The organism is Priestia sp. BR_2, from assembly GCF_041954005.1.
GTDB classification, from domain to species: Bacteria; Bacillota; Bacilli; order Paenibacillales; family Paenibacillaceae; genus Paenibacillus_AQ; species Paenibacillus_AQ lautus_A.
On sequence record NZ_JAVFHM010000294.1, the window covers coordinates 54,075 to 69,462 of the forward strand.

14 protein-coding genes and 1 riboswitch are annotated in these 15,388 nt (G+C 51.7%); of the genes, 9 read left to right on the plus strand and 5 right to left on the minus strand.

Annotated features, from left to right (window positions below; all coding sequences use genetic code 11):
* Window positions 1-190 precede the first annotated feature (190 nt).
* Window positions 191-1,192: an NAD(P)/FAD-dependent oxidoreductase gene (locus tag RB298_RS23940; RefSeq protein ID WP_009592883.1), complete on the minus strand. Its 1,002-nt coding sequence runs from the start codon at window positions 1,190-1,192 to the stop codon at window positions 191-193.
* 479 nt (window positions 1,193-1,671) lie between these two features.
* On the opposite strand from RB298_RS23940, the gene RB298_RS23945 reads away from it, so the two are divergent.
* Both RB298_RS23945 and RB298_RS23950 read left to right on the plus strand, forming a co-directional pair.
* Window positions 1,672-2,865 (plus strand): NAD(P)/FAD-dependent oxidoreductase, encoded by a 1,194-nt coding sequence (locus tag RB298_RS23945; RefSeq protein WP_009592911.1) that lies wholly within the window; start codon window positions 1,672-1,674, stop codon window positions 2,863-2,865.
* Window positions 2,866-3,126, plus strand: a complete 261-nt coding sequence (locus tag RB298_RS23950) for a hypothetical protein (RefSeq protein ID WP_009592851.1) — start codon at window positions 2,866-2,868, stop codon at window positions 3,124-3,126. It abuts the gene before it with no gap.
* A 69-nt stretch (window positions 3,127-3,195) separates the two neighbouring features.
* Here RB298_RS23950 and hemQ read toward each other — a convergent pair whose 3' ends face one another.
* Window positions 3,196-3,945, minus strand: a complete 750-nt coding sequence (gene hemQ / locus RB298_RS23955; RefSeq protein ID WP_015737412.1) for a hydrogen peroxide-dependent heme synthase — start codon at window positions 3,943-3,945, stop codon at window positions 3,196-3,198.
* Between the two features lie 250 nt (window positions 3,946-4,195).
* Here hemQ and RB298_RS23960 point away from each other — a divergent pair, with 250 nt between their 5' ends.
* From RB298_RS23960 to dnaI, 3 genes are all read left to right on the plus strand, one after another.
* Entirely contained in the window at window positions 4,196-4,495 is a 300-nt protein-coding gene (locus RB298_RS23960; protein ID WP_486049134.1) for a YuiB family protein, read from the plus strand.
* Window positions 4,496-4,695: 200 nt separating this feature from the next.
* Entirely contained in the window at window positions 4,696-6,201 is a 1,506-nt protein-coding gene (locus RB298_RS23965) for a replication initiation and membrane attachment family protein (RefSeq protein ID WP_192570598.1), read from the plus strand.
* A 34-nt stretch (window positions 6,202-6,235) separates the two neighbouring features.
* On the plus strand, window positions 6,236-7,189 hold the full coding sequence (dnaI, locus tag RB298_RS23970) for a primosomal protein DnaI (protein WP_009592849.1): 954 nt from the start codon (window positions 6,236-6,238) through the stop codon (window positions 7,187-7,189).
* Window positions 7,190-7,315: 126 nt separating this feature from the next.
* On the opposite strand, the gene RB298_RS23975 is transcribed toward dnaI, so the two are convergent.
* Window positions 7,316-7,471: a hypothetical protein gene (locus RB298_RS23975; protein ID WP_006212594.1), complete on the minus strand. Its 156-nt coding sequence runs from the start codon at window positions 7,469-7,471 to the stop codon at window positions 7,316-7,318.
* A 253-nt stretch (window positions 7,472-7,724) separates the two neighbouring features.
* Here RB298_RS23975 and trxA point away from each other — a divergent pair, with 253 nt between their 5' ends.
* Both trxA and uvrC read left to right on the plus strand, forming a co-directional pair.
* A complete protein-coding gene (gene trxA, locus RB298_RS23980; RefSeq protein WP_009592891.1) occupies window positions 7,725-8,042 on the plus strand; it encodes a thioredoxin in 318 nt (105 codons plus the stop codon).
* Between the two features lie 137 nt (window positions 8,043-8,179).
* The gene (gene uvrC, locus RB298_RS23985; RefSeq protein WP_486048900.1) at window positions 8,180-10,183 is read left to right on the plus strand and encodes an excinuclease ABC subunit UvrC; all 2,004 of its coding nucleotides are present in this window, start codon (window positions 8,180-8,182) and stop codon (window positions 10,181-10,183) included.
* Here the strand turns inward: uvrC and RB298_RS23990 are convergent.
* Entirely contained in the window at window positions 10,155-11,843 is a 1,689-nt protein-coding gene (locus RB298_RS23990; protein ID WP_486048902.1) for a CPBP family intramembrane glutamic endopeptidase, read from the minus strand. The two genes, uvrC and RB298_RS23990, sit on opposite strands and share 29 nt — an antisense overlap.
* A gap of 290 nt (window positions 11,844-12,133) precedes the next feature.
* A riboswitch (cyclic di-AMP (ydaO/yuaA leader) is annotated at window positions 12,134-12,278 on the plus strand.
* A 63-nt stretch (window positions 12,279-12,341) separates the two neighbouring features.
* Between RB298_RS23990 and RB298_RS23995 the strand changes: the two genes are divergently transcribed.
* Together RB298_RS23995 and RB298_RS24000 are read left to right on the plus strand one after the other, a co-directional pair.
* Window positions 12,342-13,682 (plus strand): TrkH family potassium uptake protein, encoded by a 1,341-nt coding sequence (locus RB298_RS23995; protein ID WP_096776633.1) that lies wholly within the window; start codon window positions 12,342-12,344, stop codon window positions 13,680-13,682.
* 16 nt (window positions 13,683-13,698) lie between these two features.
* Window positions 13,699-14,373, plus strand: coding sequence for a potassium channel family protein (locus RB298_RS24000; protein ID WP_009592874.1), 675 nt, complete (start codon window positions 13,699-13,701; stop codon window positions 14,371-14,373).
* Between the two features lie 35 nt (window positions 14,374-14,408).
* Here the strand turns inward: RB298_RS24000 and RB298_RS24005 are convergent, their stop codons facing one another.
* Window positions 14,409-15,326: a LysR family transcriptional regulator gene (locus tag RB298_RS24005; protein WP_015737406.1), complete on the minus strand. Its 918-nt coding sequence runs from the start codon at window positions 15,324-15,326 to the stop codon at window positions 14,409-14,411.
* Window positions 15,327-15,388: the final 62 nt, after the last annotated feature.

The following is a 15,388-nucleotide window of genomic DNA, read 5'->3' on the forward strand; positions in this document are numbered from 1 at the left end:
GATTTTCGTATATAGAATAGATAACTTACGACATGATACGCATATAATGTGGGAGCTTTCAACCAAGTTCTACATATGGTTTGAAGAAGAATTAGAAAAGGTATCTTCCGTTCTGAGCGGCGCATCGCCCTCTGGAACGTTAGATACCTTTTTTTCTGTATGTCGAAGTGTTAGGAAATTCCGAGTACCTCTACAATTTCATGTTGCTGCTGTGTCCCGGAGCCAATCTGGCTTCAGGATCAAAGTATACTTTGGCATTGTTGACGGCGGTTGGCGCTTCGCCGAATCCGACGGCAATGAGCTTGACCTTGCCAGGATAGGTCGTGATATCGCCCGCCGCAAAAATACCCGGGATGCTGGTTTCCATGCGGGAGTCCACGACGATGGAGTTGCTTTCGATGGCGATGCCCCACTCGGAGATCGGACCAAGGGAGGAAACGAAACCGAAATTGACAATGACATCGTCAACTTCAATCTCTTGCGTCTCTTTGGTCTTAATATGCGACAGCGTCACCTTCGTAATGGCATCTTCACCATGCAGTTCCGTGATTTCGGTTGGTGTTACGATGTTCACTTTCGAGGCCATCAGCTGCTCCACGCTATGCTCGTGGGCACGGAACTTGTCGCGGCGGTGAACCAGCGTAACCTGCTCGGCGATCGGTTCGATCATGAGCGCCCAGTCTACCGCGGAATCGCCGCCGCCGCTGATGAGCACCTTCTTGCCTTTAAAGCGGCTGAGATCGTTGACGAAATAATGAAGGTTCGCCTTCTCGTACTTCTCGGCACCTTCAATCTCCAGTCGGCGGGGTTGGAACGCCCCGACGCCGGCCGTAATGATGACGGCTTTGGCATGGTGTTCGCCCAGATTCGTTCTCACGACAAAATGACGTTCTTCAAGCTTTTCCACAGCTTGGACTTTCTCTTCAAGACGGATGTCCGTTTTAAAGAGCTCCATTTGCGCGGACAGATTGTTCACAAGCTCCTGAGCGGTAACCTTCGGGAAGCCTGCTACGTCATAGATATATTTTTCGGGATACAGCGCAGCCAATTGGCCTCCGAGCTGGGGCATGCTCTCGATAAGTTTAACCGAGGCTTGGCGCATTCCGCCGTAAAAAGCGGCAAACATGCCTGCAGGTCCGCCACCGATAATCAAAAGATCCGTCATATTGTTGTCTTGTGGCATCGTTGTCATGCGGTAAGCACCTCCATAAAGTGAGTTTATATTCGAATCAGACAGACGTTCTTGTCCGGATAAAGCTGATTCATGAATTCCTTACCTATTATAATCGTCCCGAACCGGCATGAAAAGACGAGAATTGAGTTAAAATACCTAACATTGGAATGGTTGCGCTTACTTAGCAAGTAAGGGGGGAAATGGCGGAATGATTTGCATATTTAATGGCAAAAAAATTCTTGATATTTGCATGGTTTATGCATATGATTAACGTGATAACTTGTGTTCATTGCAGGGTTCTCATATCGATTGGTTACGGCAGCAATCATAAGGAAACCGCAGGATTACAGCTGTTTTTGAACCGTAATGAACCATCAGGTCAAATGATGAAACGGGCTCTGATAAGGGCTCTTCTCTTTTTTTGGATGCAATTTCACAGAATGTTAACATGTGTACCATACTGTATATATAAAGAGTAAGCTGGAAGGAGCAGTAGAATGAGCAGCATACCGAAGATCGTAATCCTTGGCGCGGGTTACGGGGGCATATTGACAGCGCAGCGGCTGCAAAAAGAGCTGAATTATAATGAGGCCGATGTTACATTGGTGAATCGCCATGATTATCATTATATTACAACGCATTTGCATATGCCGGCAGCAGGAACCGACAGCATTGAGAATACCCGGGTATCCATATCCAAGTTGATAGACGAGTTCAAAATCGATTTGGTCAAATCCTCGGTTCAGGAAATCCGCCTTCACGATAAGAAGGTTATCCTTGAAGATGGAACGTTATCCTATGACTATCTTGTCATTGGACTCGGCGGCGAGCCGGAGACCTTCGGGATCCCGGGACTCGCAGAGCATGCGATGACGATCCGAAGCATCAACTCGGTACGATTGATTCGAGAGCATATTGAATATCAATTTGCTTTATATAAGAATGAACGCAGACCGCAAGAGCGCATCAACTTCGTGGTTGGCGGAGCCGGGTTCAGCGGCATCGAGTTTGTAGCCGAGCTGGCGGACCGCATTCCGAGACTGTGCAAGGAGTATGACGTCGATCCGACATTGGTGAACATTTATAACGTGGAAGCCGCGCCGTCGGCGCTGCCGGGGTTTGCTCCCGAGCTGGTGGAGTACGCCATGAACGTTCTCGAGAAGAAGGGCGTTACCTTCAAGATGGGCATTGCGATCAAGGAATGCCTGCCGGGCGGGGTCGTGCTGAACAACGGCGAAGAGATCCGGGCGGCAACGGTCGTATGGACCGGCGGCATCCGCGGGAACCGCCTGGTTGAGTCGGCCGGCTTCGAAACGATGAGGGGCCGCGTGAAGGTTGATGAATATTTACGCGCTCCGGGATACGAGAACATTTATATTATCGGCGATAACTCCCTCATTTTTAACGAAGAAGGCAGACCTTACCCGCCGACCGCCCAAATGGCGATGCAGCAGGGCGTATGCTGTGCCCAGAATATCGTTGCGGCGATCCGGGACAAGTCCATGCGCAAATTCGAGTTCCATAATAAAGGCACGGTCGCTTCCCTCGGCCGGGGCGAAGGCATTGCGGTTGTCGGGGATAAGAAATATCAGGGATGGAAAGCGGCCCAGCTGAAAAAATTGGTTGATCTGCGCTACCTCTTCATTATCGGAGGCATTCCGCTCGTCCTGAAAAAAGGCAGGTTCCTATAAATGAGACATTGCAGCGTTCAAGTGCGGGGGCTGCTCACAAGAGATGAACTGGATCGCTACAACGCCCTGATGGAGGTCGGCTCCTACCTGGAGTCGCAAGAGCGGTACGATCTGGCTTATACCGTTCAGCAGGAAGTCGACATTCTCATTCTTCCTGCCATTGAGCGCCTCAAGGATAAAGGGCGGGCCCGGGACCGGGCCACCGCTGAATATCTTGAAACCTTGCGCAAGCAAGAGCAAGATGAGGAAGACGGCGAATAACAGAAGAAGGGATGCTCTCATTCGGAAGAGCATCCCTTTTTTTGATATGCCATTTATGTGCAGAAGGAATTATACCTTCATCAAGTCGGTGAAAGAAGCTTGGTCGAGCAGGTTGCCGACATAGAAAGGACCGAATTCGCCGAAGCGCGCGCTCACTTCGTCAAATCTCATTTCGTACACGAGCTTTTTGAATTGAAGCGCATCGTCGCTGAACAAGGTAACGCCCCATTCCCAATCGTCGAAGCCGACGGAACCGGTGATGATCTGCTTGACCTTGCCGGCATAACCGCGGCCGATCATCCCGTGGCTCTTCATCATGGATTTGCGGTCATCCATGCTCAGCATGTACCAGTTGTCCGCCAAATCCCGCTTTTTGTTCATCGGGTAGAAGCAGATATGCTTCGATTTTGGCAGGACCGGCTTCAGACGGGCAATGACATGCGGGTTCTGCATCGGATCCTCATCGGAGGAGCCGGCCAAGTAATTGCTCAGCTCGACGATGCTGACATAGGAATAAGCCTTGGTGGTGAACTGGGCGAACGTCGTTTTGTTAAAAGCGTTCTCGATCGCGTTCAGCTCTTCCAGCGTCTCGCGCAAATGCATGAAAACAAAATCGGCTTTCTGGCCGACGATGGTATATACGGCGGTGCTGCCTTGCTTGGCGGTCTCGACGGCATCCCATTCCGCAAGGAACGCATTCAGCTCGTCCAGCGCAAAAGCGCGTACTTCTTCGTCTGCAGCTTTCCAGGCCGGCCAATTGATGGTGCGGAAATCATGCAGCGCATACCAGCCCTCGAGCGTCATTGCAGCTTCGTTCATGTGATCACTCCTAAACATTATGTTCGTTATAATTGAAGCGGATGGCCGCTTGCATTAACTTCCTATATTGTACTGTAAGCGCAGTCGGAAGGGCAAACCCCGACACAATGTATTCACGATTGTTCGTTGATCTGTGACATGATTTTTAGTAAACTAGCTATTAGCTAAAGCTTGGTGTGCTGTTTCTTGCTGCAATAAAGTAGGATAGCTGCTATGCGTAGGTGATAAAGAAGAGGTGAAAACAGCGATCATGCTTCAATTTATTCCTGTGCTCGTGCTGATGATTTTGTTTTTTGTCATGATGTTCGGTATCGGTTTTATCCTAAATATGTTGATGAAGACGACCTGGTTTCCGTGCTTTCTGTTCGTGATTGTCATTCTGCCGGTCGTTGTATACAGCTTGTGGGATCGGGGCCAAATGTCGTTCTGGACTCACGTCGGATCGTTCCAGTTGGTGGATTACTTAACGGGAGTTGCGGGTCTGATCGGGGCTTACATGAGCGGATGGACCATTAAGACATTGCGTGTTAAAGGGTTTAGAATGTTTTAATCGCGCTTGGCGCAAATTGAATGGAATGTTAATGGCGGCTCTGCGATACGTGGGGGCCGTCATTTATATTTATGGAAGCTCTGCCAAAAGGCAGACGCGAGAATTCCATAATTTTTGATGCGAAAGAACCGACTTCTGAGCATCGGATTTATGATAGAATAGAGGAAGTCTATTTTTGGGCGACAGGGGGAGCATAAACGATGCGCATGACTAATTTTTTACATTTTACAGAGAATCACCGTTACTGCGTATACCGTGACTTCTGCTTAAGCGGCCTGGACGACAAAATGCTTGGTTCGATATATCAACCGATGGTCGGCGCGTTTGCGGTCAGCCTGTACCGTCTTCTCGTATCGCATGTGCCGCTGGAGAAGGTGGGTTATTCGGCCATTGAACAGCAGCGAAGATTATTCTTGACATTAGGGCTTGAGCCCAGCGAAAAAGGACGCCGCTATCTCATTGAGCAAACCTCCAAGCTGGAAGCGGTAGGATTGCTGCAGACCAGCCGGATGTTCGTCCCGGAAACGGACGACCATGTCTATGAATATGAGCTGCAGGCGCCGCTCAGTCCGGCGGAGTTCTTCAATACCCAGCATCTGACGCTGCTGCTTCGCGACAAGGTGGGGAAATTCGCCGTCCTGTCGCTGAGGGAAGAGCTTTGGAGCAAGGAACCCCTGGAATGGTCCGGCATTTCCCTGAACAAGGAGAACATCTCGGTTCCCTTTTACGATATTTTCGAGTTGAACACGCATGTCATTGATTATGAACTGGAGCAGGCGCTGGAAGAGGTCGCGGTATCAAGGAAGCCGGTGCTGCCGCCGAATCCGCAGGGAGAAGGCCTGAACTACGCGGACATTATTCTGCGATTCCCGCGCGAATCCCGCAATCGCGTCTTTGTGGAGCGTCTTCGCTACGACCATGAGCAGATGGGCATCGTGAATTACGTCGTACGCAAGTACGATCTCAGCACGCAGGATTTGTGCCGCCTGCTTGACGAGGACGGCATCTTTACCGAGCACGGCGAGGTTGTCCTGGACGATTTGCAGCACAAAGCCAGCCTTCACTTTAGGCAGGGAATGAAGATGCAGGAGAAGCGGCAGATTACGGCGGGCAAGGTGGTTGCCCTGCATCAGGAGATGACGGCCGATCCGGACGAGCCTGCGCAGGAGCATGCCGTACAGATGGAATATTACGTCGAGGTTCCGGCCCAGTTCCAATCCAAATGCGATATTCACCAATATAATATGATGCTTCGCAACGAGCCTTATACACGGCTCCTGCAGACGTTCTTCCCGGGCTCGGTTCCCGCGCAGTTTCTGGACATCTTCGAAAAGATCGACCTGAGCTACAAGCTGCCGGGCGAAGTCATCAACGTGCTCATTCATTATTTGATGTCGCTCATTGCCGCAGGCGGCGAGCAGCGGATCAACCGCAACTTTGTGGAGGCCATCGCTTCCAACATGCTGCTGAAGCAAGTAAACAGCTATGAGAAAGCCGTTCAGTATATACGGGATCAAGCCAAGATGAAAGGCAAGCAGAAGGCAGCCTCGCAGCGCACGCGTACATACGCTAAAGGCGGAAAGGCGAAGCCGGAAATTCCAGTGGCTTTGGAGACCGATCAGGCGGAGGCCGTATCGGATGAGGAGTTCGAAGAAATGATGCGGTTTGCGGCAGAAATGCAGGCTGGCAACAAGAAGGGCGGATAAGGAATATCCCGCTTAAGAGAGGAGGGAACAGGTGATGGAGTCCCTTGGTGAACTGCTGGAAAGCATGAAAAGTACTGCGCTCCTGCGCAGAACCGAGCAGATTACGGAGGATTTGCTCAGGAATCCTCTGATTCAAGCACTGCGAAGCGAATATCCCGAGATCGATGACCGGGTCATACGATTGAATTTAAGCAAGCTGTATCAATATGCGGGAGACCAGGCCCACTGCCAGGCATGCCCGGGTCTGGACCGGTGTCCGAATGATTTCCAGGGACATTTCAGCAAGCTGGATATCCAGCGGATGAACGGCACGGTGGAGATCTATGAACGGAAGGCGCCGTGCTCCCTGCAGATTGCAAAAACCAATGAGGATCAGATCAAAAAGCGGATTCGCAGCTTTTATGTTGACGAGCATGCCTTGAGCGAAGGGTACGACAATATGGAGATTATGGCGAAGGACCGCTTGCGGGCACCTGCGGTGCACCAGGTCTTCAAATATATCCGGGATACGAAGGAGAACGGCCTGTCCCCGCGCGGCTTGTATCTGACCGGTTCGTTCGGTACCGGGAAAACGTACCTGATGGGTTACTTAATGCATGAGCTTGCGAAAGCGGGCCACTCCGGCGTGATCGTCTATATGCCCGATTTCGTGGAAGATCTGAAAACCATGATGCAGGACGGCCAGAAGCTGAAGGACATGGTCGAGACGATGAAGCATTGCGACCTGCTGATCTTTGACGACATTGGAGCGGAGAATTTGAATCCGTGGGTACGAGATCATGTCCTCGGTTCCATCCTGAATTTCCGGATGAACCGGCTGCCGACCTTCTATACGTCGAACTATCCGCTCGACGGGCTGGAGCAGCATCTCAGCTTCACGAGCAAGGACGGCGAGGAGCTTCACAAAGGGCAGCGGTTGATGAACAGGATCGCGCCTTTCGTGGATGTCGTTCATTTGTTCGGAGAGAACCAGAGAGGGAAGTTCTAGACGTTTGCAACGAGCACATGAACAGAGTGGACAAACGTCTCTTGAAGCGTAAAAAGTCTGATCCCGCTTGCGCATGGAGCGCGGCAGGATCAGACTTTTTATCTGTGCACAAGGAATCATCAAATATTAACCGACCAAGAACTTGATAATGACGAATCCGAAAAAGATGATGGTCATGAAACCGAACATCCCCACGAAGCCCATCATCAAATCGCCAAAGTCATTGCGTGGTTCTTCATTGATGTGCTCCCGTGGATCGTTAACGCGTACGTTTACATCCATGGTGCTTGCCTCCTCAAAAGGTGAACATGCCGTGCGAACACGAAAAACTTGACCGTCACCCGACTTGTTACTAGTAGTATACCCAATGCGCAAATCATTTGTAAAGATTGCATAAAAATCCCGTGAAAACCTCTTTCTTTAGGTGAGTATATTTCACTTTTTCCGGCCGATTGTGGTATACTAAATTCGTCGACCCATTCGACAATTATGATTCGCACTTTACCCGATCTTATCCTGTGAGGAGGAGAATACAATGGCTATCGTCAATGTTACCGACCAAACCTTCGTCAATGAAGTAGAAGGACAAGGCACGGTTGTAGTTGATTTCTGGGCGCCATGGTGCGGCCCTTGTAAAATGCTTGCTCCGATTCTGGACGAATTGTCTTCAGAACTCGGCGATGATGTAAAAATTGCAAAGGTGAACGTGGATGAGAATCCGGAATCCGCTGCACGCTTCGGCGTCATGAGCATTCCGACCATGATCTTCTTTAAAGACGGCCAGCCTGTCGATAAAGTCGTAGGTCTGAACTCCAAAGAAGCCTTGAAGGGCATTATTGCAAAACATCAATAAGCAGGATTTGCCATAGACTGCAATCCGCTTTCATACAGCGCCTTCGGTGTAACCCGGAGGCGCTTTGTGTGGTTCATTATCATGGTTTATATTAATATTGTTAATATCATACAATCTCCTTGGAGAGGAGGAATAGCATGGACGATTCTGCCAAACGGCTTCAGGAGCAGGAGAAGGCGCAGGAGAATATTCGCCACAAGCTGGCATTGCTGCCGGATCAGCCGGGCTGCTACCTGATGAAGAACCATGAAGGCACGATTATATACGTGGGCAAGGCCAAAGTGCTGAAGAACCGGGTGCGCTCGTATTTTACCGGGAGCCATAACGGGAAGACCCAGATGCTCGTTTCGGAAATCCGCGATTTCGAATACATCGTGACGGGCAGCAACATGGAAGCGTTAATTCTGGAGTGCAATCTGATCAAAGCCCATCAGCCGAGATTTAATGTGCTGCTGAAGGACGATAAAACCTATCCCTACCTTAAAATAACGAATGAAGAGCATCCTCGCCTGGAAGTGACCAGGAGGGTGCTTAAAGATAAAGCCAAATACTTCGGTCCTTATCCGAACGCGTATGCGGCGCAGCAGACCAAAAAGCTGCTGGACCGGATGTATCCACTGCGCAAATGCGGCGTGATGCCGAAAGAGGTCTGCTTGTATTACCATATGGGACAATGCTTGGCTCCATGCGTGAAAGAAGTGCCGAAATCCGCCTATGAACAGATTACGGGAGAGATTACTTCCTTCCTGAGCGGCGGGCACGAAGAGATCAAGAAGGAACTGCAGCGAAAGATGCAGGAGGCCGCGGAGGATTTGTATTTCGAGCGTGCCAAGGAGCTGCGGGACCAAATCATCCATATCGATACCTTGATGGAGAAGCAGAAGATCACGACAACGGATACCCGGGATCGCGACGTGTTCGGTTATGCCGTGGACAAAGGCTGGATGTGCGTGCAGATTCTGTACATGCGCCAAGGCAAAATGGTGCAGCGCAACAAGTCCGTTTTTCCGTTCTACGGGGATGCGCACAGTGATTTCATGTCGTTCATAGCCCAGTATTACAGCGATAATCCTGCATTGCCGCAGGAAATTCTGCTGCCTGGGCCGCTGTTGGCAGAGGAGACCGGCTCCGAGACGGCCACTGATAGCGCCGGGGATCAGGGTGCCCGGAACGCAGACGAAGCCGCGGAAACAGAGAAGAAGCTGACCGCGGATACATCCGAAGAACAGCAGGAAGTCCTTGTCCAAGCCCAAGCGGAGCAGGCGGAGGCCGCTGGCCTCGTGGATGCTGCCGGGGGCGCTGCCGCCTTGCAGGAATGGCTGGGCGTGAAGGTTCACGTGCCGCAGCGGGGCTTGAAGAAACAGATGGTCGGCATGGCGTCGGATAACGCGAAGGTGTCGCTGGACGAGAAATTCCGCTTGATTGAGCGCGATGAAGAACGGACCTCGGTTGCAGCGGCCAATCTGGGCGAGGTGATCGGCCTCCAGTCGCTGAACCGGATCGAGGCGTTTGATAACTCGAACATCCAGGGCGCAAATCCGGTATCGGCCATGGTCGTATTCACCAACGGGAAACCGGATAAGAAGGAATATCGCAAATATAAGATCCGTACCGTGCAGGGGCCGGACGATTACGATACGATGCGTGAAGTGATCCGGCGGCGGTACGAGCGTGTATTGAAGGAGAATCTGCCGCTTCCGGACCTCATTGTCGTCGATGGGGGGAAGGGACAGATCTCAGCAGCCATCGACGTGCTGGAGAATGAACTGGGGCTGTTCGTCCCGGTCTGCGGGCTTGTGAAGGATGCCAAGCATAAAACGGCGCAGCTGATGGTCGGAGACCCGCCGGAGCCGGTGTCGCTGCCTCGGGACAGCCAGGAGTTCTATTTGCTCCAGCGCATTCAGGATGAGGTTCACCGTTTCGCGATTTCCTTCCACCGCGAGCAGCGCGGGAAATCGATGGTGATGTCCAAGCTGGATTCGATCCCGGGCATCGGGGAGAAGCGCCGCAAAATGCTGCTGAAGCATTTTGGCTCGGTCAAAAAAATAAAAGAGGCTTCAGTCGAAGACTTCAAGCCCCTTTCCATCGGTGAAAAATTAGCAACGGATATTCTTAATGCACTTCGTGAGGAGGAGTCGTGACATACGGCTTCTCTTTTTTTGTCGGGTTGAAACGGTAAATCGCATAGGCGACAATCGCCGGAAGCACCATGTAAAAAGCGCCGGTCAGCAGGTTGGCTGCATCCTTGAGCATGATCAGGCTGATGCCCATCAGGATGCTGTTGAAGATGACATGGGAGAACATCGCCGCCAAATACCCGTATTTCAAGAAGATGTAGCTGAACAGCAAACCGATGATGACCAGCTCAATCGGCCGGGAGATCACGGGGTATATCGGATAGAGCGTATGTCCCAGTGCCCAGATAAGCGAGGTGATCAAGCTTGCGACAAAGGTGTTGCGGACGATCTTTTTCACCATCTTGATGCCGAACAGCCGGTACACGGCCTCCTCGGATATGCCGGCCAGCCAGGCCATCAACGGAAACAGCCAAGGATACAGCATGTTGTAAGGCGATTGCGTCGCATCCGTGGTGGACCATGTATTCAGGGTCAGACCAAGACCGATAAAGATGACGGATTGGACGCCAAGCAGGATGAAGGCCCACATATACCCCAGCTTCATGCTGTCCAGCACGTAATGCCCGTATCCGGGTTCTTGGGCACGCGGCCATGGATTGAGCCCGTCTTCTTTATGCCACAGCCCGCTGCCGCCGACAAGGGAAAAATAGAGCAGGGCGGAGAAGACGAGCGAATAGACGGCATAGAAAATCATCATCCCGAGCACGCCGGTTTGCGACATGCCTTCGGATTTGAAAACGGGAATCAGATTATACGTATTCAGCATTTGAATGACGAACAGCAGCGCGGATAAGAACAGGCCGCGCTTAAACGAGGTGTAGGCCCTGGTCTTCACGCTGTACACAATCGCAAGAATGCCCAGGATTAGGGTGAACAGGCCGTACCCGGCGAGCGTCAGCAGGGTGGCATCCTGCGTCTGCTTGTTGACATAAGCAGAGTGGGCGGCTGGCACCGAGAAGGAGGGCTCATAAGAGCGCAATTTCCCCTGCTCGAAGGTGAAGCGGTGCTCCAGCCTGGAGTCCCCGATCCTGGATTCAGGGTCCACATATTTGAGACGGGGCTCCCCTTCCTTCGTAACCAGCTCCAGATTCGACAGGTCATAACCCGCCCGCTGAAGCCATGGCTCCGCCAGCGCCTGCTTCTCGGCCAATGCCATGCCGTCCTCAACGACGAGCAGCATCTGCCTCTGAATCTCGCCCTTGTTCAGCTCGATCCGGTCAAAGCTGGAACGGGCATAATCATACGAGAATCCGACGATGCCGGAATTCTGCATGTGCACGTCCACATTGAGGGCATCGCCTCCAGGCTCGCTGAAGCGAACGCGGTATACGTCATAGGGATATTTGGCTTCATAGGTTTTGTTATATTCCGAAAGCCTCTTCTCCTTCGCCAGATATCCGTAAAGTTCCGATTTGGATTGATATGTAACCAAGGCTTCGTCCGTGTCCGCAGCCGCAAACTGCAGATGCTCCTGAGCAAACCTTGAAGCTGCCTGCCGAGCCTGCTCCTTGGAAATGATATCCGGTGAGGCCATCTCGGCATCGTCCGGATTCGCCCACGGAAATACCTGAAATAATAGGAACAGAATCAGGCCGACTGCGGCAGGCGCGATGAGCTGCTTCAGATTGGGCTTCAGCTTCAAGGGCTCTCTTGCACGATTCATGAAATTCCTCCTCTAAGAAAGTTGATACTCCCACTGGTATTCGATATGCCTGATTAAGAACGCATAGAGTCAATATAACATAGTATGAAAGCCATAAGCAGCTTATCCCAATTATCGGAATATTGAAATAAATCGATGAAAATGAATGAAAGGTTTCGAAAACGTTAGAGAACCCTACGCTTGTATTCTTGAATATGCCCAATTCGCGCTCTTTTAAAGATATTTCGGGCGAAAAACGGCATTGGGTTACGTAACGGATTGAGTTATAATCACATCATGCTTGAAGGAACCGAATATTCCAGCCGAATTTCGTAATGAAAATGGGGGAACCATGTAATTGGGGTGAATTTCATTATTCCCGGAATAATGAATAGGGCGACCTGTGGAAATGCCCGAATCCGTCAGCTAACCTCGTAGGCTGTTGCACAGGAACCAGACCGAAAGGCACTGCGTTTTCCAGTGTCTTTTTTCGTTGATTTTTTTAAAGAAGGTGTCCGATTGAACGCTAAATTAAACTGGCTTACATTGTCTCCGCCCCAAATTCTCGTGCTTGGTTTTGCGGCAATCATCTTCATCGGGACCGGGCTGTTAATGCTGCCAATCTCGACGACGACGGGCGAACCGCTTGGATTTACTGACGCCTTGTTCACTTCGACCTCGGCAACGTGCGTAACGGGCCTGGTCGTGGTGGATACGGGAACGACATTCAGTTCCTTCGGAGAAGTCGTGATCATGCTGCTGATTCAAATCGGCGGGCTCGGATTCATGACGATGGCTACTTTATTCGCCTTGGTTCTGAAGAGACGCATATCGCTCAAAGACCGTCTAATCTTACAGGAAGCGATGAATCAGTCCTCGATGGAAGGCATCGTAAGGCTGATACGCAGAGTATTGCTGTACTCCCTTGTCATCGAGGCCTGCGGCGCAGTCCTTTTATCGATTCGTTGGGCGTTTGATATGCCGCTGGGCCGGGCGATCTATTACGGTGTTTTTCATGCGGTGACGATGTTTAACAACGCCGGCTTCGATTTGTTTGGCGATTTTCGGAGTTTGACCGGGTATGTATACGATCCGGTAGTCAACTTCGTCGTGATGTTCTTGATTGTTTCCGGGGGCATTGGATTTATTGTGCTGTCCGATCTGATCGATTATCGAAAACAGCGGAGGCTCTCCCTGCACTCCAAGGTGGTGCTCACGATGACGGCTGCCTTGCTTGCGGTCGGATTTATCGTCATTCTCATATTTGAATTTACCAATCCGAGAACGCTGGGTTCCCTGAACTGGGGCGGAAAATTCTTCGGCGCGTTATTCCAATCCGTAACGCCGCGTACGGCGGGCGCGAATACTATAGATATTACGGGGCTTAGACAGGCAACGCAATTTTTTATCGTCATCCTGATGTTTATCGGAGCATCTCCAGGGTCAACCGGCGGTGGCATCAAAACCACGACCTTTACCATTATGGTAGGGGCGGTCATCGCGATGATGCGCGGGCGGGAAGACATCGTCATGTTCCGTTATCGCCTGGCCCAGGAGCGGGTGCTGAAGGCACTGACCATTGCCTTGCTGGCCCTGCTGCTCGTTCTAACCGTCTCGATGATTCTGTCGACGACAGAGGAAGGGGACTTCCTGGAGATTCTATTCGAAACGACATCCGCCTTCGGTACGGTAGGTCTCTCCATGGGCTTAACGCCCGATTTGACCGTGTTCGGCAAGATCCTGATCAGCCTTACGATGTTTGCGGGTCGATTGGGGCCGTTGACGCTTGCTTATGCACTGGGGCCGAAAAAGGGTAAAGAATTATATCGTCATCCGGAAGGCAAAATGATAATTGGATAAGGGGTATAGGAGAGACATGAAACCAAAGCAATTTGCAATCATCGGTTTGGGGCGATTTGGCGCCAGTCTGGCGCTGGAGCTGATGGAACAGGGATATGAGGTGCTCGGCATCGACCGGAACGAAGAGGTCGTCGAGGACATGAGCGAGCTGCTGACGCATACGGTGGTGGCGGACGCGACGGATGAGGAAGTGCTTAAATCGCTTGGCATCCGCAACTTCGACTGCGGGATCGTTGCGATCGGGAACGACATTCAGATGAGCATCCTCTCCGCCATCCTGTTGAAAGAGCTGGGTGTCGCGATGGTCGTTGCCAAGGCGATATCGGTGCTGCACGGCCGGGCGCTGGAGAAGCTTGGCGTGGACCGGGTCATCTTTCCCGAGCGGGATATGGGGATCCGGGTAGCGCACCAGCTCGTGACGCCAAACCTGCTTGATTATATCGAATTATCCAAGGATTATCTGATTGTGGAGATGACGGTCACGGACTGCATGGACGGAAAAACGCTGAGCGAGCTTAATACGAGGGTCCGGTACGGCGTCAGCGTGGTGGCGCTGAATAAACAGTCCGGCATTATCGTTGCTCCGACGGCCATGGACGTCGTGAACTCCGGCGACATTATGGTCGTCATCGGCTCCAATGACAACGTGGACCGCTTTGAGTCCGAAGTCGTGAATATGCTCGAGAAATAAATATAGTAGAAAAAACTGACGATTGCGAAATATCGTCAGTTTTTTTTCGATTTATCTTCCTCCAGCTTGCGGAACAGGATCTCCGTTTCTTCGATCCAGCGGCTGGCCGCCTTGCTCAGCTCCGAGGCTTGACCGTAGATCAGCGAAGTCGTTCGCCGGGTTTCGATGAGTGCCGGAATATGAATGTCGACGAGCCCGTTATCGGACAGCAGCTGCGGCCTCAGATAGGATTTGGGCAGCAGCGCGGCCGCCTTGCAGGTCGGGATCAGCCTGACGATCGCTTCGAAGGAGTCGATCTCCATCCGGATATCGGGCATGATGCCCCAGCGGTGAAACAGATCGTCCGTCAGCTTGCGGTACCAGGTTCCGGTCGAAAATATGATCATCGGCAAGCCTTGAAGCTGTTCGATGCCCACATCCTCGATTTCCGCCAGCGGATGTGAAGACGGGATGACAAGCTCCAGGTGGTCATCGAACAGCGGAATGCAGTTCAAGCCCGGCTGGTTGATGGATGAAGCAACAATGCCGACATCGACCCGTTTATCCCTTACATAAGACACGATTTCATGGGTCTTGCCGGTGATGAGCTTGATTTCGGCTGACGGATGGCGCTCCATGAAGGCATTGACCAGCGGGGGCAGGGTGGTCTGCAGCGTGGTCAGACTGGCGCCCAGGTTAATCGAGATTTGGTCCCCTTCCCGGTAATGGGCCAAGGTCTGCAAGAATTTGATCTGCTGCTGGCGCTGCTCCAGGGCGAAGGTATACACAATCTGCCCGATGGAGGTAAGTTCCAGCCTTTTGCCGCGGCGGTTGAACAGCTGCAGTCCGAGCTGGTCCTCCAGTTTGGCTATTTTTCGGGACAGGGCCGGCTGTGACAGGTTGAGCAGCTTGGAGGCTTGATTGATGCTGGATTGCTCCACGACGACGGCGAACACGTCCAGTTCTTCGAACATGGAAATCCTCCTATTAAAATAGACATGCGTGCAAAACGTTGCTTATGCGTATAGATTATAAC

Excerpts from the sequence above, each read along its gene's own strand:
- RB298_RS23960 (WP_486049134.1), top strand. The coding sequence starts at position 4,196 with ATGCTTCAATTTATTCCTGTGCTCGTGCTGATGATTTTGTTTTTTGTC.
- trxA (WP_009592891.1), top strand. The coding sequence starts at position 7,725 with ATGGCTATCGTCAATGTTACCGACCAAACCTTCGTCAATGAAGTAGAA.
- uvrC (WP_486048900.1), top strand. The coding sequence starts at position 8,180 with ATGGACGATTCTGCCAAACGGCTTCAGGAGCAGGAGAAGGCGCAGGAG.
- RB298_RS23940 (WP_009592883.1), bottom strand. The coding sequence starts at position 1,192 with ATGACAACGATGCCACAAGACAACAATATGACGGATCTTTTGATTATC.
- RB298_RS23950 (WP_009592851.1), top strand. The coding sequence starts at position 2,866 with ATGAGACATTGCAGCGTTCAAGTGCGGGGGCTGCTCACAAGAGATGAA.
- RB298_RS23975 (WP_006212594.1), bottom strand. The coding sequence starts at position 7,471 with ATGGATGTAAACGTACGCGTTAACGATCCACGGGAGCACATCAATGAA.
- dnaI (WP_009592849.1), top strand. The coding sequence starts at position 6,236 with ATGGAGTCCCTTGGTGAACTGCTGGAAAGCATGAAAAGTACTGCGCTC.
- hemQ (WP_015737412.1), bottom strand. The coding sequence starts at position 3,945 with ATGAACGAAGCTGCAATGACGCTCGAGGGCTGGTATGCGCTGCATGAT.
- RB298_RS23945 (WP_009592911.1), top strand. The coding sequence starts at position 1,672 with ATGAGCAGCATACCGAAGATCGTAATCCTTGGCGCGGGTTACGGGGGC.
- RB298_RS24000 (WP_009592874.1), top strand. The coding sequence starts at position 13,699 with ATGAAACCAAAGCAATTTGCAATCATCGGTTTGGGGCGATTTGGCGCC.
- RB298_RS24005 (WP_015737406.1), bottom strand. The coding sequence starts at position 15,326 with ATGTTCGAAGAACTGGACGTGTTCGCCGTCGTCGTGGAGCAATCCAGC.
- RB298_RS23965 (WP_192570598.1), top strand. The coding sequence starts at position 4,696 with ATGCGCATGACTAATTTTTTACATTTTACAGAGAATCACCGTTACTGC.
- RB298_RS23990 (WP_486048902.1), bottom strand. The coding sequence starts at position 11,843 with ATGAATCGTGCAAGAGAGCCCTTGAAGCTGAAGCCCAATCTGAAGCAG.